The 19,312-nt window shown below is 64.7% G+C and carries 24 protein-coding genes and 1 pseudogene; 18 read left to right on the top strand and 7 right to left on the bottom strand.

Translation table 11 applies throughout. The annotated features are described in order from the left end of the window. Nucleotides 1-84 precede the first annotated feature (84 nt). The 8 genes from ABDV78_RS11325 (at nucleotide 85) to ABDV78_RS11290 (ending at nucleotide 6,562) form a co-directional block, all read left to right on the top strand. Nucleotides 85-990, top strand: a complete 906-nt coding sequence (locus ABDV78_RS11325; protein ID WP_343527523.1) for a LysR family transcriptional regulator — start codon at nucleotides 85-87, stop codon at nucleotides 988-990. 98 nt (nucleotides 991-1,088) lie between these two features. Next, nucleotides 1,089-2,204, top strand: coding sequence for an FAD-dependent oxidoreductase (locus ABDV78_RS11320; RefSeq protein WP_343527522.1), 1,116 nt, complete (start codon nucleotides 1,089-1,091; stop codon nucleotides 2,202-2,204). Nucleotides 2,205-2,223: 19 nt separating this feature from the next. After that, nucleotides 2,224-3,126 (top strand): VOC family protein, encoded by a 903-nt coding sequence (locus ABDV78_RS11315; protein ID WP_343527521.1) that lies wholly within the window; start codon nucleotides 2,224-2,226, stop codon nucleotides 3,124-3,126. 5 nt (nucleotides 3,127-3,131) lie between these two features. Beyond that, on the top strand, nucleotides 3,132-4,289 hold the full coding sequence (locus ABDV78_RS11310; RefSeq protein ID WP_343527520.1) for an alpha/beta fold hydrolase: 1,158 nt from the start codon (nucleotides 3,132-3,134) through the stop codon (nucleotides 4,287-4,289). Further along, on the top strand, nucleotides 4,286-5,071 hold the full coding sequence (locus ABDV78_RS11305) for a cyclase family protein (RefSeq protein WP_343527519.1): 786 nt from the start codon (nucleotides 4,286-4,288) through the stop codon (nucleotides 5,069-5,071). Before ABDV78_RS11310 ends, ABDV78_RS11305 begins: the two co-directional genes overlap by 4 nt. Beyond that, complete coding sequence (locus ABDV78_RS11300) at nucleotides 5,068-6,009, top strand: fumarylacetoacetate hydrolase family protein (protein ID WP_343527518.1); 942 nt, start codon at nucleotides 5,068-5,070, stop codon at nucleotides 6,007-6,009. Before ABDV78_RS11305 ends, ABDV78_RS11300 begins: the two co-directional genes overlap by 4 nt. 193 nt (nucleotides 6,010-6,202) lie before the next feature. Continuing rightward, complete coding sequence (locus ABDV78_RS11295) at nucleotides 6,203-6,346, top strand: hypothetical protein (RefSeq protein ID WP_343527517.1); 144 nt, start codon at nucleotides 6,203-6,205, stop codon at nucleotides 6,344-6,346. A gap of 3 nt (nucleotides 6,347-6,349) precedes the next feature. Continuing rightward, the gene (locus ABDV78_RS11290) at nucleotides 6,350-6,562 is read left to right on the top strand and encodes a hypothetical protein (protein ID WP_343527516.1); all 213 of its coding nucleotides are present in this window, start codon (nucleotides 6,350-6,352) and stop codon (nucleotides 6,560-6,562) included. A gap of 123 nt (nucleotides 6,563-6,685) precedes the next feature. Here ABDV78_RS11290 and ABDV78_RS11285 read toward each other — a convergent pair whose 3' ends face one another. Together ABDV78_RS11285 and ABDV78_RS11280 are read right to left on the bottom strand one after the other, a co-directional pair. Next, the gene (locus ABDV78_RS11285; protein ID WP_343527515.1) at nucleotides 6,686-7,090 is read right to left on the bottom strand and encodes a DUF6379 domain-containing protein; all 405 of its coding nucleotides are present in this window, start codon (nucleotides 7,088-7,090) and stop codon (nucleotides 6,686-6,688) included. Between the two features lie 27 nt (nucleotides 7,091-7,117). After that, complete coding sequence (locus ABDV78_RS11280; protein ID WP_343527514.1) at nucleotides 7,118-8,026, bottom strand: TIM barrel protein; 909 nt, start codon at nucleotides 8,024-8,026, stop codon at nucleotides 7,118-7,120. Between the two features lie 216 nt (nucleotides 8,027-8,242). Between ABDV78_RS11280 and ABDV78_RS11275 the strand changes: the two genes are divergently transcribed. The 9 genes and pseudogenes from ABDV78_RS11275 to ABDV78_RS11235 all read left to right on the top strand — a co-directional run bounded on the left by ABDV78_RS11275 (nucleotide 8,243) and on the right by ABDV78_RS11235 (nucleotide 14,126). Beyond that, entirely contained in the window at nucleotides 8,243-9,424 is a 1,182-nt protein-coding gene (locus tag ABDV78_RS11275) for a Gfo/Idh/MocA family oxidoreductase (RefSeq protein WP_343527513.1), read from the top strand. A gap of 134 nt (nucleotides 9,425-9,558) precedes the next feature. Further along, the gene (locus ABDV78_RS11270; RefSeq protein WP_343527512.1) at nucleotides 9,559-10,794 is read left to right on the top strand and encodes an MFS transporter; all 1,236 of its coding nucleotides are present in this window, start codon (nucleotides 9,559-9,561) and stop codon (nucleotides 10,792-10,794) included. A gap of 74 nt (nucleotides 10,795-10,868) precedes the next feature. After that, on the top strand, nucleotides 10,869-11,603 hold the full coding sequence (locus ABDV78_RS11265) for an SDR family oxidoreductase (RefSeq protein ID WP_343527511.1): 735 nt from the start codon (nucleotides 10,869-10,871) through the stop codon (nucleotides 11,601-11,603). Beyond that, nucleotides 11,600-12,379, top strand: a complete 780-nt coding sequence (locus ABDV78_RS11260; RefSeq protein WP_343527510.1) for an SDR family oxidoreductase — start codon at nucleotides 11,600-11,602, stop codon at nucleotides 12,377-12,379. The genes ABDV78_RS11265 and ABDV78_RS11260 overlap by 4 nt, the downstream gene beginning before the upstream one ends. Before the next feature lie 79 nt (nucleotides 12,380-12,458). Further along, nucleotides 12,459-12,653 (top strand): hypothetical protein, encoded by a 195-nt coding sequence (locus ABDV78_RS11255; protein ID WP_343527509.1) that lies wholly within the window; start codon nucleotides 12,459-12,461, stop codon nucleotides 12,651-12,653. Between the two features lie 25 nt (nucleotides 12,654-12,678). Further along, nucleotides 12,679-12,834: a hypothetical protein gene (locus ABDV78_RS11250; RefSeq protein ID WP_343527508.1), complete on the top strand. Its 156-nt coding sequence runs from the start codon at nucleotides 12,679-12,681 to the stop codon at nucleotides 12,832-12,834. Nucleotides 12,835-13,076: 242 nt separating this feature from the next. Then, nucleotides 13,077-13,487, top strand: a complete 411-nt coding sequence (locus ABDV78_RS11245; protein ID WP_343527533.1) for a hypothetical protein — start codon at nucleotides 13,077-13,079, stop codon at nucleotides 13,485-13,487. Beyond that, a pseudogene (locus ABDV78_RS11240) lies at nucleotides 13,417-13,608 on the top strand (D-lactate dehydrogenase); the annotation flags it as partial. The gene ABDV78_RS11245 and the pseudogene ABDV78_RS11240, both read left to right, overlap by 71 nt. Before the next feature lie 59 nt (nucleotides 13,609-13,667). Beyond that, a complete protein-coding gene (locus tag ABDV78_RS11235; RefSeq protein WP_343527507.1) occupies nucleotides 13,668-14,126 on the top strand; it encodes a hypothetical protein in 459 nt (152 codons plus the stop codon). On the opposite strand, the gene ABDV78_RS11230 is transcribed toward ABDV78_RS11235, so the two are convergent. Then, entirely contained in the window at nucleotides 14,042-14,644 is a 603-nt protein-coding gene (locus ABDV78_RS11230) for a TetR/AcrR family transcriptional regulator (RefSeq protein ID WP_343527506.1), read from the bottom strand. The genes ABDV78_RS11235 and ABDV78_RS11230 overlap by 85 nt on opposite strands. A 150-nt stretch (nucleotides 14,645-14,794) precedes the next feature. On the opposite strand from ABDV78_RS11230, the gene ABDV78_RS11225 reads away from it, so the two are divergent. Next, nucleotides 14,795-15,619, top strand: coding sequence for a DUF1080 domain-containing protein (locus ABDV78_RS11225; RefSeq protein WP_343527505.1), 825 nt, complete (start codon nucleotides 14,795-14,797; stop codon nucleotides 15,617-15,619). Nucleotides 15,620-15,669: 50 nt separating this feature from the next. Here the strand turns inward: ABDV78_RS11225 and ABDV78_RS11220 are convergent, their stop codons facing one another. From ABDV78_RS11220 to ABDV78_RS11205, 4 genes are read right to left on the bottom strand one after another with little or no spacing between them, the layout of a single operon-like run. Further along, nucleotides 15,670-16,236: an MFS transporter gene (locus ABDV78_RS11220; RefSeq protein WP_343527504.1), complete on the bottom strand. Its 567-nt coding sequence runs from the start codon at nucleotides 16,234-16,236 to the stop codon at nucleotides 15,670-15,672. Continuing rightward, on the bottom strand, nucleotides 16,237-17,082 hold the full coding sequence (locus tag ABDV78_RS11215) for an MFS transporter (protein WP_343527503.1): 846 nt from the start codon (nucleotides 17,080-17,082) through the stop codon (nucleotides 16,237-16,239). A gap of 42 nt (nucleotides 17,083-17,124) precedes the next feature. Beyond that, nucleotides 17,125-18,183: a sugar phosphate isomerase/epimerase gene (locus ABDV78_RS11210; protein WP_343527502.1), complete on the bottom strand. Its 1,059-nt coding sequence runs from the start codon at nucleotides 18,181-18,183 to the stop codon at nucleotides 17,125-17,127. A gap of 11 nt (nucleotides 18,184-18,194) precedes the next feature. Next, on the bottom strand, nucleotides 18,195-19,310 hold the full coding sequence (locus ABDV78_RS11205; protein ID WP_343527501.1) for a Gfo/Idh/MocA family oxidoreductase: 1,116 nt from the start codon (nucleotides 19,308-19,310) through the stop codon (nucleotides 18,195-18,197). Nucleotides 19,311-19,312 lie beyond the last annotated feature (2 nt).

Genomic DNA, 19,312 nt, shown 5'->3' with positions numbered 1-19,312 from the left:
CGTCAGCGCACGCGCGATTTCGACATAATGATTGTATCGATAGAAATGGTCGATAAGATGCTCATCTAATCGAAAGGTGGATCGATGCGTTTTCGCGGTCTCGACCTCAACCTGCTCGGCGCGTTCGACGTGCTGATCCAGGAGCGCAGCGTATCCAGCGCCGCTCGCAAGCTGAACCTGAGCCAGCCGGCCATGAGCGCGGCACTGGCGCGGTTGCGGGAGTTCTTTGGCGACGACATCCTCATCGTCCATGGCAAACGGATGTTTCCGACGTCCTTTGCAGAAAGGCTCGCTCCCCAGGTGCGGCAGATCCTGGGCGAAGTGGATGAGATGCTGGCCAATCGCGGTCAGTTCGACCCGGCCACCACCCATCGGACGTTTCGCCTGATCGCCTCCGACTATATCGTCGCCGCCGTGATCGTCCCGTTGATCGAGCGACTGTCGATCGAGTCCCCCGGCATCATGCTGGAACTGGCCGCGCCCACCGAGCGGGGCCCGGACGAAATTGCCGCAGGCGTGGCCGACCTGATGATCTCGCCCGACTATTATATTATGGGCGAGCATCCCAGCGAATTGCTGTTCGAGGAGTCGCACGTCGTGGTCGGGTGGCAGGGCAACCCGCTGCTCGATGCGCCTCTTACGCTCCAGACGTTTCTGGGGGCGGGCCATGTCGGCGTCCGGATCGGTGCGCAGCGTCAGCAATCCTTCGCCGACCGAGCGATGAGTGTGATGGGCCACAGCCGCCGGATCGAGGTCGAAACCCATTCCTTCCTGACGATCCCGCTCCTGCTGGAGGGAACGCAGCGTCTTGCCCTGATGCAGGCGCGGCTGGCCGAGCGGCTCTCACGGCAATACCCGCTGCAGGCCCAACCGCTGCCCTTCGATTTCCCGGTCATGCGGGAGATGATGCAATATCATACGACCCGCCAGAACGACCTGGGGTTGACATGGCTCAAGTCGCTACTCAAGCGCCAGTCGGAAGTGGCGTGATCCATTGGATGGATAGTTCGCCATAAAAACTATCGAGTTTTAAAATTCTGGCATCCTCCTATCATGGCTCACAACCATAAGCAGGCGGAGGATGGGTTTTGGAGGCCCTCGATATCTTGATAGTCGGCGCCGGGATCGGCGGCCTGTCGGCGGCGATCGCGCTTGCGCGCGCTGGTCACCGGATTGTGATGATCGAGCGGGATCCCGAATGGTCGGTCTATGGCGTCGGCATCATCCAGCAGTCCAACGTCGTACGGGCGATGGACCAACTGGGCGTGCTCGATGCCTTTCTCGATGCCGCCTGCGGGTTCGACGCGATCGAGATCTACATCCCGTCCGGGCAACGTGTGGCGCGGATTCCCGCCCCCAGCCTGGTCGAGGGGAAGCCCGCCAATGTCGGCATCGGTCGCCGGGCGCTGCAAAAGGTGCTGGGCGACAGCGCCACGGCGCTGGGCGTGACGATCCAGCTGGGCGTCAGCGCGACGACGCTGGACGACGATGGCGCGGGCGTCACGGTCGCTCTGTCGGACAGGACGTCCGGGCGGTTCGACATCGTGATCGGGGCCGATGGCGTCTATTCGCAGACCCGCGAGGCGATCTTTCCCGACGCCGTTCGCCCGGAATTCACCGGCCAGGGGGTCTGGCGCCACAATTTCCCGCGCCCCGCCGACATGGACGCGCTGCACGTCTATAATGGCCCGATCGGCGTGGGCCTGGTGCCGATGAGTCGCGACCAGATCTATCTGTTCGCCACCAGCCCCGAGCCCGGCAACCCGCTCTATCCCCGCGAGGGCCTGGCCGCGGTGATGCGCGACAAGCTCGCGAATACGGCACCGCAGATACGCGCGCTGGCCGAACAGATCACCGACAACGACGCCGTGGTCTATCGCCCGCTCGAAACGCTGATGTTGCACACGCCGTGGCACAAGGGGCGCATCGTCCTGCTCGGTGATGCCATCCATGCCACGACCCCGCATCTTGGCCAGGGCGCGGGCATGGCGATCGAGGACGCGGTGGTGCTGGCCGAGGAGATCGGTCGCCACGACACGCCCGAGGCGGCTTTTTCGGCCTATCACAACCGGCGTTACGAGCGTTGCCGCTACATCGTCGAGCGGTCACTGGACATCTGCCACGGCCAGATCGGCAAAGGGCCGCAGGTCGACAATCACAAGGCCACCGCCGACATGTTCGCGGTCGTCTCGCAGCCCATCTGACATACCGAGGACAACATCCATGACCAGAGTGACCGAAATCCGCTATGTCGGATATGGCGTCGAGCAGTTCGAGGCCGAGCGCGAATTCTACACGAAGGATTGGGGGCTGATCGACGTCGCCGATACGGCCGATATCGCGTGGCTGAAGACGCATGGCCATGACGAGCATCATGTCGTGCGGCTGCACAAGTCGGACACCAACCATGTCGAGGTCATCGCGCTCGCCGCCGACAGTCGCGACGATGTCGATGCGCTGCATGACAAGGTCGTGATCGCAGGCTGCCGGATCATACATGCGGCATGTGCTCTCGACGCGCCGGGCGGCGGCTATGGCTTCCGTTTCTTCTCGCCCGATGGCTTGCCGTTCGAGGTATCCGCCGACGTCGCGCGCTCGACCCGGCGGGAGATGACCCGCTGGGAGGGTATCCCGCAGAAGATCAGCCATATCGTGCTGCATTCGCCCGATCACCGGGCCATGGTGGCGTTCTTCACCGATGTGCTGGGCTTCCGCGTGTCGGACTGGCTGGGCGATTTCATGTGCTTCCTGCGCTGTAACTCGGCGCATCATCGCCTCGCCATCCTGCCGGGGCCGCCCTGCCTAAACCACGTCGCCTATGACATGTTGACCGTCGACGACATGATGACGGGCATCCGGCGGCTAAAGAAGGCCGGCACCGACCTGCGCTGGGGCCCAGGCCGGCACACGGCGGGCAACAACACCTTCAGCTATTTCACCACGCCGGGCGGCTTCGCGGTCGAGTATACATCGGAACTGGAGCATGTCGATTTCGACACGCACGAGGCGCAGGTGCATCAGCCCGGCCCCACGACGATGGACCAGTGGGGCATCGGCGTCGGCGGTCCCAACACCATGCCGCATCCCAAGCCCGATCCCCGCCTGTTCCAGCCGGCGGGAGTGTAGGTCCGATGGCACTGTACGAACCGTTCCCGAACTATATCTGGAACCTGTCGGTCGCAATCGCGATGGAATCGGGCGCGCAACTTGGCGAAATCATCGACATGTGCCAGCCGCTGAAGGACGCGGCGGCAACCGGCTCGGACGCCGGCACGCCGCAGTTCATGGCGGCTTGGGCGGCGATGGGCGACAAGCTGATCGCGCTGGCGGCGGAGGACGAGGCGAAGGGTCGCGCCTTCTCCGCCTCGAACAAGCTGGAGCGCGCCAGCCTGTACCTCATCACCGCCGAGCGGATGCAGGGGCATGGCGCGCCGGGGCGTGAGGCAACCTATGCGAAGGCGCGCGACGCCTTCGATCGTTCGACCGCGCTCGGACAACTGAACCGCGAGCGGGTCGAGATCCCGCTGGCCACCGGTACGATGCCGGCGCTCTACACCCGTGCGGGTGGTGAGGGCCGCAAGCCGGTCGTCGTATTCTGCAACGGCCTCGATAGCTGCAAGGAACTGCTCTACTGGACGCGGCTGCCGCGCGAACTGGCGCGGCGGGGCATCTCGACCCTGTGTGTCGACCAGCCGGGATCGGGCGAGGCGCTACGCTTGCAGAACCAACCGGTCGATCCGCACAGCGAGAGCTGGGCGAGCGGGGCGGTCGACTGGCTGGAGAGGCAGGCCGATGTCGACCCGGCGCGGATCGGCATGACCGGCATCTCCCTTGGCGGCCATTTCGCACCGCGCGCGGTCGCCTATGAACCGCGCTTCGCCAGCGGTGCGGTATGGGGTGCGAACCACAATTGGCGCGAGGTGCAGGACCGCCGCATGGCCCGTGAGGGCGAGAACCCGGTCCCGCATTACTGGAAGCACGTCCACTGGGCATTCGGCGCGAAGGATCAAGCGGATTTCCTGGCTAGGTCCGAAGCGATGAATCTGAACGGGCATATGGATCGCATCAAAGTGCCGTTCCTCGTAACCCACGGCGCAAACGACCGTCAGATCAGCGTCGCCTACGCCGACGACCTCTACGATCAGCTGGTCAACAGCCCACGGCGTGAGAAGGTGATTTTCACCGCGCGGGAGGGCGGGGTCGAGCATGTCGGTGCCGACAACATGGCCTATGGCCGCGACCTGCTCGCCGACTGGTTTGTCGAGACGCTGGGAGGAAATGCCGCATGACACGTCGCATCGTGGACCTGTCGATCGCCATCGACCCAGAGGTTGTCACCGACCCGCCCTTCATGCGCCCCAGCATCACCCGGCAGACGCACCGCGAAACGGTGGCAGAAGCGGCGATTTTCTTCCCCGGCATCACAGCAGAGGCGATGGCCGGCGGCGAAGGGTTTGCTGCATCAGAGACACTGACGCTGTCGACGCATAACGGCACGCATCTCGATGCGCCATGGCATTACCACCCGACCATGAACGGGGGCGAGCGGGCGATCACCATCGACGAGGTGCCGCTGGAATGGTGTCTGCAACCGGGCGTGAAGCTGGACTTCCGCCATATGCCCGACGGCCATGTCGTAACAGCCGCAGAGGTCGAGGCCGAGCTGGCGCGGATCGGGCACGAACTCCGTCCGCTTGACATCGTGCTGATCAACACTGCCGCGGGCGCGGCGCTGGGCGCGCCCGATTTCCTGGGCAGGGGCTGCGGCATGGGATATGAAGCGACGATGTACCTGGCGTCGCGTGGCGTCCGCGTGACCGGCACCGATGCCTGGAGCTGGGACGCACCGTTCAGCCACACCGCCGCCCGCGTCGCCGAGACCGGCGATTATTCGCTGGTATGGGAAGGGCACAAGGCGGGCCGCGACATCGGCTATTGCCATATGGAGAAGCTGACGCGACTGGACGAACTGCCCGCGACCGGCTTCACCGTGTCGTGCCTGCCAGTGAAGGTGAAAGGCGGCTCGGCGGGCTGGTGCCGCGCGGTGGCGATCTTCGAGGACGGGCAATGAGGCTCGCGACCCGCGCCGACGGCAGCCGAGACGGCACGCTGGTCGTCGTGGCGGATGATGCAACCCGCGCCCTGCCAGCCGGCTTGACGATGCAGGCCGCCCTCGACGATTGGGCGAATGTCGCGCCGGTACTGCGCGCGCTGAACGCGCGGCTGGCGGCTGGCGACGGCGAAGCGTTTGACTTCGCAGCGCTGCGGGCGCCCCTGCCCCGCGCTTGGCAATGGCTGGACGGGTCGGCGTTTCCGACGCACGGCGACCTCATGCAACAGGCGTTCCACCTGCCTCCGATCGAAACCGACAAACCACTGATGTATCAGGGCCTGTCGCATCGGTTCCTGTCGGCGACCGACGATGTGGCGCTGCCCAGCGAGGCGGATGGCATCGACTTCGAGGGGGAGTACGGCGTTGTCACCGGCGACGTGCCGATGGGTTGCCCCGCCGATGCCGCCCTGACGCATGTCCGGCTGGTTGTGCTCATCAACGATTGGTCGCTGCGCGCGATCGCGCCGGTCGAGATGAAGACGGGCTTCGGCTGGGTGCAGGCCAAGCCCGCATGCTCGGTCGCGCCCTTCGCGGTCACGCCCGACGCGCTCGGGCCGGCGTGGCGCGACGGCCGCGTCTGCCTGCCGTTGGAGGTCGCGGTGAACGGTCGCCGGTTCGGGAACCCCGTGGGGGATGAGATGGCCTATGGCTTTCACGACCTGATCGCCCATGCCGCGCGCACTCGCGACCTGCCCGCCGGCACGATCATCGGGTCGGGCACCGTATCGAACGCCGATCATGCCAGCGTCGGATCGGCCTGCATCTCCGAGCGCCGCGCCATCGAGATCATCCTGCACGGCACGGCGCAGACGCCCTTCCTGTCCTATGGAGACCGGGTCACCATGCAGGCGGGGCAGTTGTTCGGCACGATCGACCAGCGCGTCGTCGCGGCCTGATGGGCTCTGCGTACCGGTCCATGACGCGGTCGGCGTGCGCAATAATCGGGCACACGGCGATCCATGCGGGTTCGCCGATGGCTCTTCAAAAGGACGTGGATGCGATGGTCAGCGTGGCCCCAACATCGAAATCCTCTTTATCGAGGCAGGCTAGGACCTGCGAAACCGCGCGGCGGCGGCCGGCTTTCACGCGGTGGAACTATGGGACACGGCCGGGGCCTATGCCACGCTGCTGAATCGTCTCGGCGACGGGGATGTCGACCATCTGTTGGAGCCGGTGAAGACGCGAATAGACCATCCGGGCGTCCTGATCGATTGGACGCGGGAGGCGATGTAGGTCATGCGCGCGGTCGGGTCGGCCAGGCAGCGACTGCGCGTCGATTTCTACCACTCGACGACGGAGGGTGAGAACGTCGGCGTCATCGACTGGCTGGCAGCCTTCACGCTGCTCCGACAGATCGGATATTCCGGTCCGATCGGGCCGGAGTATTCACCGACCGGCGCGACTTCCGCGTCGATCGAGCGCGTGCGGGAATTGGCCGCAACCCCCTGACGCGGCTGGCCGGGCATCGTCGCAGCGACCGCCCGCCATCACCGCGATATGCCGGTGCGCCCCTCGATCAGATCGGCGGTCGCCGCGTCCGGGACCGCAAGCCCTGCCTACGGTCTGGAATTGTCAGGCGATACAGATCGTGCCGAACCGCTCCGCCCGCATCGGGAAGATGTGGACATCCGGCGGGAAGTAGGAATAGCGGATGCGCGCCAATACCTCGATCTTGTGGACCCCCGGGGTCAGGCCACCGGGCTTGTCGACCAGGATTTCGCCCCATTCGAGCAGGCCCCAGCGCGCGGTGACCTCCTCGCGCATCTCGGCCATCGAGTAGACCTCGTCGCGGATTCTGAAACGATTGACCTCATGGTCGAAATACTCGCCGTCCACCGTCACGTCGAAGCCATCGAGCTGCGACAGGCGAGTGCCGTGATAGTTCGGGATGCGGATACGGACCGCGAAACCCTGGCGCGCGTCCACCGGGCCGAAGTTCCTGAAACCGGTGCTTTGAATGAGTTGATGTTCGAGCATGATGTTCTCCAATTCTACTGGGGCGGTTCAGGCGCGGACGCTCTCGTCGTATTCCCGCTCCAGCTTGCGCAGCAGCACCTGCTGACGGCGCACCTGGTCGATCGAGCGCCAGGGCGAACGCAATCCTTCGTATTCGCTGGATAGATAACCCGAATAGCCCGACCGCTTGATCGCCGAAATGACCGGCACCCACGGAATATTCTGGTCTTCGAGATTCTCGTCGATGTCGTGGAACTTGGCCTGGATGAACACGACATAGCGGGCGATATCGAGGAACTCTTCCGGGTTGACCGCGATTCCGTTCAGGAACGGCATGTGCTTGCGGGCTTCCTCGTTGATCTGGTGCGACCCCCAATGCGTCAGCGGACGGTCCTGGAAGATGCCGGTATCGATCATCAGGCCGAAATTGCTGGTTCCCGTCCGCTCGATGAGATTGATATAGCCATCGACGACCTCATGCTTGATCGGCGTCGGCGCGTGGATTTCGGGACAGATGACGACGCCCAGTTCATGCGCCAAGTCGAGATTGCGCTCGACATACCCTTCCCAATTGGTGTCGGGGATCAGGTCGTGCGATAGCACACCGAACTTGGGGCGGAGAAACTTGAAACCTAAGCGGTGCGCCAGCCGCAGGTCGCGCGCCAGCTCGGCCGCGCCTTCCGCGATCGTCAGGTTATGCTTCAAAGTCAGCCGCATGTCGACCCACGAGCACATGTTCGTCGGTTCAAGCTTGTGCCGGTCTAGCAGGCCGAACCATTTGTCGAGCCAGGCGGTGCTTGGCTCGGGATATCCCTCGACCTGTCCTTCGCCCAGGATCTCGATCCCGGTCGCGCCGGTATCGGCGATGTGATCGAACGCATCCTCCAGCGTCATCACCGAGCCGTAATCGTCGACATAACTGTACGTCGAGACGCCGTATTTGAACGAGCCAGTCATCTTCTCTCCCTCGCATGGGATCTCGCACCGGTCATCACGCCGGTCGATTCACGTCAATGCGCAATCTGATCGATGATTAGATAAGGTGCAAGCCCCTATTTTTATGCCCCCCTGTCCCACGCGCCATTGACACTGGCCTGATTTTATCTGATCGATGATTAGATGGCAGCTTGGGCCGCCGAGAGGATCAGAATGATGGAACCCGTCCGGGTAGGCGTGATCGGCGCCGGCGATATCAGCACGGTGTATCTGAACGCCATCCATCGCTCCCCAGCGCTTGAATTGGGGGCAATCGCCGCGCGCGATCCCGGCAAGCTCACCGCCATCGCCGCGCGATACGATGCGCCATCTCGGACAGTGCGCGAGTTGCTGGCCGATCCCGCGATCGAACTCATTCTCAACCTGACACCCGCCACGATGCATAGGGAGATCAACGAGGCGATCGTCGCAGCGGGCAAGCACGTCTACTCCGAAAAGCCCTTCACCCTGTCGCGCGCCAGCGCCGAACGGCTTTCGCGACAGGCCGAGGCGCACGGCACCCTGGTAGGCGCGGCTCCGGACACCTTCTATGGCAGCGCGCATCAGGCGGTGCGACGGGCGCTGGATCAGGGCTTGATCGGTGCGCCATTATTCGGAACCTCCTTTCTCGGCCTGCCCGGGCTGGAGATGTTCCACCCCGATCCAGCGGCCTTCTACCGGCCGGGGGGCGAGCCGCCCTTCGACATGGGACCATATTATATCGCCATGTGGGTTAACCTGCTGGGCCCGGTACGCCAGGTGTTCGCGACATCTGGGCGAGGACGGACCATACGGTCGGTCAAGCGCGGCCCCCGCGCCGGAACCGAGTTCGCGGTCGAAGTGGACACGAGCTTTTCCACGCTGCTTCGGTTTGAGAATGCCACCGTCACGCTGATCCTGTCGCTGGACGTCGTGGTCCCGACCCTGCGGCCGGGCGATCTCTACGGTGCAAATGGCATGATGCAGTTCGCCGATCCGATGTTCTTCAGCGGCGAACCCCGTATCCAGCTGGCCGATGGGGCGCCGCGCGGACTTGATACGACCGACCTACCGTTCGCCACGCATAACCGCCGCGACCATGTCGCCCGTCCGGTCGCCGATTATCGCGGCGTCGGCCTCACCGATCTGGCGATCGCCATCCGCACCGGGTCACAACATCGCACCACGCCGGATTTGGTGGTGCACACGGTCGAGGTGATGGAAGCGATCACTGCCTCGGCACGAACTCACCGGCCGGTCGACTTGCTGACGAGTTGCGCGCGGCCGGCGCCGCTGAATGCCGACCGTGATGCTTTGCTTGTCGCGCTGGCCGCCTCGCCCTTCGATTTCGATTGCGCGGCACCCCACGCGGATGATGCGCACGCTCCGACCACGAGGTGACGGCTCGATCGAGGAATGGCTTGTGACCAAGCGACTTTTCCATTAATCAGTGATTAGATTCCGGACAGATCGCAACGATGCGACGTCCGGCCCCGAGCGACCGTAGGGCGCCGGGAAAGCGAGGAGGGTGAGTGATGATGCGGGCGATCGCGAGTTTCTGGCGTGACCTGACCTTGAAATCGCAAGGCGTCACCTTGGTCCTAGTCGGCTTCCTGCCGATCTTTGCGATCGTCGCGATGTTTCCAGTGGTCGCGTCGATCATCCAGCATTTCTCCGACGAGCCCGATGCCGTGACCAAGGTGCCGCTGATGGTCACTGCACCGGGGCTGACCATCGCCCTGCTGGCACCGTTCGCCGGGCTGGCGGTCGATCGGTTCGGGCGGCGCAAGCTGCTGATCCTGTCCACCCTCGCCTACGGCGTTTGCGGGGTCGCACCGTTCTTCCTCGACGACCTCAACCACATCTTCGCCTCCCGCCTGATGCTCGGCGGCTGCGAGGCGGTGATCCTGACCGTCACGAACACGCTGATCGCCGATTACTGGGAGGACACCGGACGCAGGAACTGGCTGTTCCTACAGGGCTTTTTCGGGCCGTTCTTCGCCTCCGCCGTCATTCTGACGTCGGGGTCGATCGCAGCGCTGCAATGGAATGCCGGGTTCCTGATCTATCTGGTCGCCTTCCCCATCGTCATCGCGGTGCTAGCCTGTATCTTCGAACCGGGCAGATCGGCCGACGCGCAATCGGGACTGGTTGCGCCGCCGACGGCAACCCCGCATACGCCTTTTCCCGTCGCCCTGACCGCGATCGTCGTGGTCGTGACGCTGGTGACGTCCTCGCTCTATTATGTGTTCATCGTAAACGGCAGCATCGCCTTCGGCGAACTGGGCGTGAGGAATCCCGCCGAGGTGAGCCGGATCACCTTCCTGCCCAGCCTGTTCGTCATGCTCGGCGCTGTTTTCTTCCGCGCGCTGGCCAAACGGTCCAATACTGTGCAGCTCGGCGCGTTCCTTTTCATCATCGGCCTGGGCATGGCAGGGATCGGCCTCGCCCAGACGCTGCCCCAGATGATCGCGGCGGTGATCGTGCAGCAGACCGGCGCGGGCATGGCGGTGCCGACCCTGATCGCTTGGGCGCAGAGCAAGTTTCCCTTCGAGCATCGCGGGCGCGGCATGGGGGCATGGACAAGCGCCTTCTTTCTCGGCCAGTTCGTATCGCCCTGGTTCGTCCATCAGTTCGCCGCGCTCGGCGGCTCGATGCAGGCCAGCTTCCTGATCTGCGGTTGCATCGCGGTGGTGGTGTCAATCGGGGCGCCGATTGCCGGGTCGTTCAACACGCGCCGCAACGCGAACCGGGCGCACGTGGCAAGCTGACCGACGCACACGTCATCCCGCGGATGCAGCGGCGGTCCATCACAGCAACGACATCCCACGAAAGGCAATCACGCATGGCCGGTAAACTCAGCGGCAAGACATGCCTCGTCACCGGCGCGGCGCAGGGAATTGGGCACGCCATCGCGACGCAGTTCGCCGTGCATGGTGGCACGGTGCTGGCCGCCGACCTGAGGTTCGATGCGAAGACACCCGTCCCGGACGGCATCACGCAGGTTGCACTGGACGTCACCTCGCCCCAGGCAATCGCCGACTTGACGCGCCGCCATCCAGACATCGCGGTACTGGTCAACTGCGTCGGGATGGTGACCAGCGGCACCATCCTGGAGTGCTCGCTGGAGGAATTCGACCGCAGCATGGCGGTGAACGTGCGGTCGATGGTCCTGACCATCCAGGCCACCCTACCCGCAATGCTAGCGCGCGGCGACGGATCGATCATCAACATCGCATCCGTCGTGTCCTCGGTGATGGCGGCGCCCAACCGCTTCGCCTATGCCTCGGCCAAGGCGGCGGTGATCGGCCTGACGATGTCGGTCGCACGGGATTTCATCGATCGGGGAATACGCTGCAACGCGATCAGCCCCGGGACGGTCGAGTCCCCATCACTTCAGGCCCGGTTCGCGGCGACTGGCGATGCCGACGCAGCGCGGGCCGCCTTCGTCGCTCGCCAGCCGATGGGGCGCCTGGGCCAGCCGGACGAAATCGCCGCGGCCGCGCTGCTCCTCGGAACGGACGATGCGCGCTTCATGACCGGCAGCAATATCATCATCGATGGAGGAATGGCCCTGTGACGACGGAAGGCACGCTTCCGCTAGCGCTCGTCACCGGGGGCAGCACGGGGATCGGCCAGCACTTGGTCGGCGCGCTCGCCCGGGCCGGCTTCGCCGTCGCCTTCAGCTATCGGTCCTCGTCCGGGCCGGCAGACGCCATGGTCGCCGCGCTGATCGGCGAGGGGCACGCCGTCCTTGCTGTTCGCGGCGACGTCGGCGTCAGGCAGGATGTCGATGCGTTCATCGAGAAAGCGGTCGAATGGGCGGGCTGTGCTCCAACGCTGCTGGTGAACAATGCCGGTATCCAGACCTGGTCCCCCCTGCTCGACCTGCCGGAGGAGCGGTGGGACGAGGTGATCCGCACGAACCTGAAGGGATGCTTTCTCCACACCCAGAATGTCGGCCGGCGCATGGCGGACAGCGGCCTGGGCGGCGCGATCGTCAATATCGGTTCGGGCTGTAACAAGCTCGCCTTCCCCAATCTAGTCGACTACACCGCGTCGAAGGGCGGGATCGAACAGTTCACCAAGTCCGCCGCAGTCGAACTGGGGCAATACGGCATCACGGTGAACTGCATCGCCCCCGGCGCTATCGCGACCGAGCGCACCGCAAAGGAAGCCCCCGACTATGCGGCAGACTGGTCTATGATCACGCCGCTGGGCCGCGTGGGCACGCCCGAGGATCTGGTGGGGCCACTGCTGTTCTTCGCAGGCCCGGCCGCGCGGTTCGTCACCGGGCAGACGTTGTGGGTCGATGGCGGCGTCTTCACCCGCGCCGCATGGCCCTATGGCGGATAGGCGCCGCGCCGTGCCGATGCAGGACGCCCCGCCCCGATCGTAGATTGATATCCTGCGCGGAATCGGCAGCACATCGCATGTGCTGACCGGCAAGCGGCCGACCCGCCTCTTTGCCACCGGCTATCGCTTCGGCAGCGGTCGGGTGCTGGCGGTCGTGCGCCCGGCCGCCCCCGCCGAGCAGTTCGCGGTGTTGGCCGCCTACGGCGGCGTCGATGTGATCGTGATCGCCCAAGCCGCGAATACCGGGCTGACCGGCGGCTCCCCCGTCCGATGACTATGACCGGCCGGTCGTCGTCAACATGATGCGGATCAAGGGGATCACCTGGCTGCCCGACAGCCAGCAGGTGGTGTGCCTGGCCGGAGCGGCGCTGTTCAAGCTGGAGCGGATGCTGGCCCTATGGGCCGCGAACCCCATTCGGTCATCGGCTCCTCCTGCATCGGCGCCTAGGTCGTAGGTGGAATCTGCAACAATTCGGGCATTTCGCTGGTCCGTCGTGGTCCCGCCTATACCGAACTCGCCCTCTATGCACAGGCGACCGGAGGCTGGTGCGTCGAACCGATCAATCATCTGGTCATCGATCCGGGAGGCGACGACATCCGGTGCGACCTCTTCGTCGGACTATGCGGCGCGCGTCCGCGACGTAACCACCGACATCCCGGCACGCTATAATGCCGATGCGTCGCGGCTGTTCGAGGCATCGGGCAGCGCGGGCGAAGGCGATGGTGCCGGCGGTGCGGCTGGACAACTTTTCCCCGGGACGAGCAGACCGCCACCTTCTATATCGGCACGAACGATCCCGCCGAGCTGACTGAGCTGCACCGTCGCCTTCTTGCCGACTGTCGCACGCTGCCGGTGTCGGGCGAATATATCCGCCGCGACGCATTCGATGTCGCGATGACCCATGGCAAGGACGTGTTCGTCGCGATCGAGCGACTGGGGACCGACCTGCTGCCGGCGTTCTTCGCGCTGATAGAGCTGGATCGACCAGCTCGGACAACGCCTGCGGTTCCTACCGCGATTCCTGTCCGATCGGCTGTTGCAGGCGACGAGCCGGTTGCTGCCGGACTACCTGCCGCCCCGGATGCTGGCTTGGCGCGACCGCTATGAGCATCATCTGATCCTGAAGACGTCGGGTGCCGGGATCGCGGAGACCCGCGCGTTGCTCGACAGGATTCTGCCCGACGGGTGCTGGTTCGAACGTATCCCGGCGGAGGCGGCCAAGGTCTTTCTGCAACGCTTCGCCGTGGCGAGCGCTGCGATCCGCTATCGCGCGATCCATGCCGCGACGTGGACGACATCATCGCGCTCGACATCGCCTTGCGCCGCAACGATGACGCCTGGCTGGAGGCCCTGCTTCCGTCGATCCGTAATCAGATCGACAAGATGCTCTATTACGGGCATTTCCTGTGCCATCAGGATTACGTCCTGAAGCCGGGCGTCGATCCGGTCATGCTGAAACATGAGATGTGGGCACTGCTCAATGCGCGCGGCGCGCGGTATCCGGCCGAGCATAATGTCGGCCATCTCTATCCTGCCGGGGAACCGCAGGCCGCGCATTTCAGGCAGCTCAATCCGGGCAACCGGCTAAACCCCAGGATTGGGCATACCAGCCGCAACCGCTGTTGCCCCCCCTTACCGTTCGCCGCGCTGGCCGATCGACTTCACGGCATCAGAGCCGACAACGCCGCCCGATCGACCAGCGCATCGGCGATATCGACCGACGGCAAGGTGTCGTCGGAAGGATGAATCACGCCCTTTCGCCGCATCGACGCGAAGCCGTAGATGGCGGACCAGAAGGTGATGACGCGGATGTCTACTTCCTCGTCCGACAGGTCCGGCACCGCATCGGCGATCTGACGCCGCAATTGCTGATGGCCCGCCTGCTGGAACGGGATCAGGGCCGCGTCGAGCGCCGGCGTCGTCAACTCACTTTCGTACATCAATTCAATGAGGTGCGAATTTTCCTCGGCGAAGCGGATGAATAGGCTTCCCATGCGCCGCAGCCGGTCGCCGGGATTCATCCTAGACACGCCGACCTGTTCCGACCCGGACAGCATTTCCCGAAATCCCTCCGTGGCCAACGCAAGCAGCAGGGATCGGCGGTCGGGAAAATGGTGATAGGGCGCACCGGGGGACACGCCGACCTGCTGCGCCAGCGTGCGTATAGAGAGGCTCAGATGCCCGTTCGCGCGGACATAGGCGCGACCGGCGTCGAGCAGATCCCGTCGCAGATTTTCCTTATGATAGGGCTTTTTCGCGCTCATTGCACCTTTCCAGTGATTAGATGCCCTAAACATGCGTCATGCGGCTTGCCAAGCCCAGGAACTTTCCATAGCCATATTTAATCATCGATTAAATATGGCTGGTGCCGGGATCACGGAAGCTCCAGGCATCGCAGAGGAGAGGAGAAGGCCGTGACGCAAACCAGACGGGATGCACTTGCCCTATTGAGCGCGATGGGTGCCGCGACGACGCTGGCATCCTCCCGCACATGGGCGCGCGATGCCGCTCCGGCGCGGGCGGATGGTTGGACATCGCTGTTCAACGGGCGGGACTTGAACGGCTGGACGTTCTTCCAGGACGGCGTCGGCGACAAGGATCGCGACGGCGTCGTCGCGATCGAGAACGGGATGCTCCACATCCTTGGGCCGTCCTATCGCGGGCCGGCTGCGGCCGGCATGGGCTATCTGGCGACGACCGAGGAATATGAGAATTATCACCTCCGCCTGGACTATAAATGGGGGGTACGCCGCTACGAGCCGCGCACGCTTTGGAAACGCGACAGCGGCATTCTGTATCATGTGCCGCAGGGGCGCGAATTCCTTTGGCCCGACTGCATCGAGTACCAGATCATGGAGGGGAATACCGGCGACGCGCTGCCGGTGAATCATCGTGCCATCCAAGCGGTATCACTCGGCGGCCTGCCTTCCTGGCCAAAGGATTTTCCGGGCAACACCCAATATGCGCCGCAGGTCGACGCCGGCGGCACGCTGAGGCAATGGATCCACGCGGACGGCCATTTCGATACGCTGGACGGCTGGAACACGGTCGAACTGATCGCACAGGGTGACAGCGCCGCGCATATCGTCAATGGACGTATCATCAACGCGCTGTACGGCATGCAGGCGCAGGACCCTGCGGATCGGACCAAATATATGCCCCTGAAACGAGGGCGCATCCTTTTGCAGGTAGAATGTGCCGAAATCCTGTTTCGGAACGTGCAGATCCGCAAACTCTGAGCGCGCGGTAAAGGCTGTCGAGGCGCGCAGGTGCCGCCTCGACAGTTGCTTCAGGTGGGACGATCGACCGGACGGTCGAAGATGTCCCGTGGTAACCGGCTCGCCAACGCGATGCAGGCCAGCAACAGCGTCACCACGACCGTGAGGCTGGCGATAGCCCCCAAGTGCCGCCCTTCAAAGGGGAAGTAGGCCGAACCACCAAGCGCCACGCCGAGCGCGCCGCCCATTTGCTGCACCGTCTTGAGCATTCCGCTCGCGCTGCCCGCCTCCTCGCGCGTGACCCGCGCGACGACGATCGATCCGACCGGCCCGGAAATCAGCCCCATCCCCGCCCCGGCGAGCAGCAGCGCCGGCAGGATCGCGACACTGTGGCTTCCCATATCCATCCAAGCGAGAACGCCCGAAACGCCCACCGCCATGGCGATCGCCCCGGCGATGACGACGCCCCGGCCATAGCGCGCGAGATATCGACGCCCTAGGAACGCCATCCCGATCATGACGCCAATGCTGAAAGGAATGTGGAGCAGCCCGGTCTGGAGAGCGGAATAGCCCATGTCCCTTTGCAGGCCATAGGCGAATACGAACAGAAACCCCGTATTCGACGCCGAAAAGGCCAATCAGATGCCGAGCCCCAAGGTGAAGATTGGGTTGCGGAAGATCGCCGGTATCACGATCGTCGGTCGGCCGTCCCGATGACGCCTGTGCAGGTCCCCCCACCCGAGCGCCACCAGAACCACGCCCGCCCCCCACCATCCGGCGACGCGCCAGTCGAGCCCGCGATGCCTCTCCTCTATGATCGGGAACAACAGCGCGAACAGGGAACCGCCGAACAGCAGCGTCCCCAGGATATCCACCCGCCAACCTGGTTGCCGCTGGGTAGACGGGAGCAGGAACAGACCCGCACCGATTGCGGCAAGCCCGATCGGGACGTTGAGCAGGAACACCAGTCGCCAGCCCAGCCCGAACAGGTTCAGCGCGACGATCACGCCGCCCAGCAGCGGCCCGGCGATCGCGGCCATCCCGCCGACGACCCCAAACCATGCCATCCGCCCGATGCGCTCGACCGGATCGTACAGCAACTGGATCATCGTCATCACCTGCGGCGCCATCAAGGCGCCGGCGACGCCCTGGCCGATCCGGGCCGCGACCAGCAGGTCCGACGAACCGGCGATGCCGCACAGGATCGAGGCGATGGTGAACCCGCCTACGCCGAGCAGGAACATCCGGCGTCCGCCGAACATGTCCCCCAGCCGCCCTCCCAGGATCAGCAGGATCGCAAAGCTGAGCGAGTAGCCCGCAACGATCCATTGCGCCTGCGCGTCGCTGAGATGAAGATCCCGACCGATGGCGGGGAGGACCGTGTTGACGATCGTAACGTCGACGACTTCCAGCACTAGCGCGGCAAGCAGCGTGAAGAACGCCGGCGATCGCTGTCGCTCCGCAAGGCCGGCCTTGCTCACCATCTTACCGGCCCGCCGCACCTGGGCCATCGCGACCGAGCGCGATCATGGCCGGATTCCCATCAGCCTGGCATTGAGCGCGCGGTCCGCGCCACCGGCGGCGAAATCGTCGAAGGCGTGGTCAGTCACGCGGATGATATGCGATGCGATGAACGGCGCGCCTTCCGCCGCCCCGACCTCCGGATGCTTGAGAGCGCATTCCCATTCCAGCACGGCCCAGCCGGCAAAGTCATAAGCGGCCATCTTGCTGAAGATCTGGCCGAAATCGACCTGACCGTCGCCCGGCGAGCGGAAGCGACCGGGCCGGTCAACCCAGGTCTGATAGCCGCCATAGACGCCGGAGCGGCCATTCGGCCGGAATTCGGCATCTTTGACGTGGAAGCACCTGATGCGCTCGTGATAGAAATCGATGAACTGCAGATAATCGAGCTGCTGCAGGACGAAGTGGCTGGGATCGTAAAGGATGTTCGCGCGCGGATGGTGGCCGACGACGTCCAGGAACCGCTCGAAGGTGACGCCGTCGTGTAGATCCTCGCCGGGATGGAGTTCATAGGCGAGGTCGACCCCCGCCTCTTCGAACGCGTTCAGGATGGGGGTCCAGCGGCGACCCAGCTCGGCAAAGGCATCCTCGACGAGACCCGCGGGTCGGGCCGGCCACGGATAGAGATAGGGCCATGCCAGCGCGCCGGAAAAGGTCGCATGGGCGGTCAGGCCCAGGTTACGGCTGGCCTTAGCCGCCAGCTGCAATTGCTCGACCGCCCATGCCTGCCGCGCCGTCGGGTCGTTGTGCACCGCAGGCGGCGCGAAGGCGTCGAATTGTGCATCAAAGGCCGGATGCACCGCGACAAGCTGCCCCTGCAAATGCGTCGACAGTTCGGTCACTTCCAGCCCATGCGTCGCAAGCACGCCCTTGACCTCGTCGCAATAGGTCGTGCTGTCCGCAGCCTTGGCAAGGTCGAACAGGCGACCGTCCCAGCTGGGAATCTGCACGCCCTTGTAACCCAGCCCGGCCGCCCAGGCCGCGACCGATTCCAGCCTGTCGAACGGTGCGGCGTCGCCCGCGAACTGGGCCAGGAAGATGCCCGGCCCCTTGATGGTCTTCATGGTCGCACTCCTCAGGCGTTCAACGATACCCAGCCCATATTCTCGCTACTGGCCGTCACCGCTGTCGAGATGAAGGCCATGCCCCGGAGACCCGCCTCGATACCGGGCAGCAGCGGAGCCTGCTCGCCACGCAGAACAGCGGCGAAGTCACGATAGATATTGGCAAAGGCCTCCAGATACCCCTCTGGATGGCCACCGGGAGTCCGGGTCCGGGCGGCAGCGTCCGCACCCAGCAGCCCGGTCCCGGCCCGGATGACCTCCGACGTGCCATCGATGCGGTTCAGGAAGAGGATGTTCGGATCTTCCTGCCGCCAGATGAGACCGGCGCGATCGCCATAGACGCGGATGCGCAGGCTGTTAAGTTCCCCGACTTCGATCTGGCTGGCCAGAAGGACGCCGCGCGCTCCGTTGGCGAACCGAAGCAGGACCGAACAGTCGTCGTCGAGCGCCCTGCCCGGCACGACCGCGGCGAGATCGGCCAGCAGGCGTGTGACTTTCAGCCCGGTGATAAATTCCGCCAACTGAAAGGCGTGGACACCGATGTCGCCGATACATCCCCCTTCGCCGCACCGTGCCGGGTCGACGCGCCATTCCGCCTGCTTGCCCGCCGCCTCGCCAGCCAGCCAGCCCTGGGGATATTCGACGACGACCTTGCGTATCGTGCCCAGCCCGCCCGCCGCGACCCGCGCCCGTGCTTCTCGCACCAGGGGGTATCCGGCATAGGTGTGGGTCACGCCGAACGGCAGGCCGGATGCCTCGACCAGCGCAGCGAGCTCACGTGCTTCGGCCCAAGTCGCCGTCATCGGCTTGTCGGTCAATACCGGGATACCGGCTGCCAGCACCGCCCGCGCTGAGGCCAAGTGATTGTAATTCGGGGTGACGATCGACACGAAATCGATGCCGTCCGGCCGCTGTGTCTCCGCCTCCAGCATGGCGCCCAGCGTCGGATAGGCCCGTTCGGGCTCGATCCGATACGCGCGTCCGGCCTCCGCGCTGCGCGGGGCGTCGCTGGAAAATGCACCGGCGACCAGTTCGATCTCGCGGTCCAGCTCGGCGGCAATGCGGTGAACCGGGCCAATGAATGACCCCGGCCCGCCGCCGACCATTGCCATTCGCAAACGTCGCATCC

Origin of the sequence: Sphingomonas sp., from assembly GCF_039594485.1 — a bacterium.
Classification (GTDB): domain Bacteria; phylum Pseudomonadota; class Alphaproteobacteria; order Sphingomonadales; family Sphingomonadaceae; genus Sphingomonas.
This window is presented reverse-complemented; position numbering and strand designations above follow the sequence as displayed.

Bases quoted from the DNA above. Each gene is read 5' to 3' on its own strand.
- ABDV78_RS11325 (WP_343527523.1), top strand. From the start codon at position 85: ATGCGTTTTCGCGGTCTCGACCTCAACCTGCTCGGCGCGTTCGACGTG.
- ABDV78_RS11285 (WP_343527515.1), bottom strand. From the start codon at position 7,090: ATGCTCGAACATCAACTCATTCAAAGCACCGGTTTCAGGAACTTCGGC.
- ABDV78_RS11205 (WP_343527501.1), bottom strand. From the start codon at position 19,310: ATGCGACGTTTGCGAATGGCAATGGTCGGCGGCGGGCCGGGGTCATTC.
- ABDV78_RS11215 (WP_343527503.1), bottom strand. From the start codon at position 17,082: ATGGTGAGCAAGGCCGGCCTTGCGGAGCGACAGCGATCGCCGGCGTTC.
- ABDV78_RS11210 (WP_343527502.1), bottom strand. From the start codon at position 18,183: ATGAAGACCATCAAGGGGCCGGGCATCTTCCTGGCCCAGTTCGCGGGC.
- ABDV78_RS11250 (WP_343527508.1), top strand. From the start codon at position 12,679: ATGATGCGGATCAAGGGGATCACCTGGCTGCCCGACAGCCAGCAGGTG.
- ABDV78_RS11305 (WP_343527519.1), top strand. From the start codon at position 4,286: ATGACACGTCGCATCGTGGACCTGTCGATCGCCATCGACCCAGAGGTT.
- ABDV78_RS11265 (WP_343527511.1), top strand. From the start codon at position 10,869: ATGGCCGGTAAACTCAGCGGCAAGACATGCCTCGTCACCGGCGCGGCG.
- ABDV78_RS11315 (WP_343527521.1), top strand. From the start codon at position 2,224: ATGACCAGAGTGACCGAAATCCGCTATGTCGGATATGGCGTCGAGCAG.
- ABDV78_RS11300 (WP_343527518.1), top strand. From the start codon at position 5,068: ATGAGGCTCGCGACCCGCGCCGACGGCAGCCGAGACGGCACGCTGGTC.
- ABDV78_RS11270 (WP_343527512.1), top strand. From the start codon at position 9,559: ATGATGCGGGCGATCGCGAGTTTCTGGCGTGACCTGACCTTGAAATCG.
- ABDV78_RS11280 (WP_343527514.1), bottom strand. From the start codon at position 8,026: ATGACTGGCTCGTTCAAATACGGCGTCTCGACGTACAGTTATGTCGAC.
- ABDV78_RS11310 (WP_343527520.1), top strand. From the start codon at position 3,132: ATGGCACTGTACGAACCGTTCCCGAACTATATCTGGAACCTGTCGGTC.
- ABDV78_RS11230 (WP_343527506.1), bottom strand. From the start codon at position 14,644: ATGAGCGCGAAAAAGCCCTATCATAAGGAAAATCTGCGACGGGATCTG.
- ABDV78_RS11290 (WP_343527516.1), top strand. From the start codon at position 6,350: ATGCGCGCGGTCGGGTCGGCCAGGCAGCGACTGCGCGTCGATTTCTAC.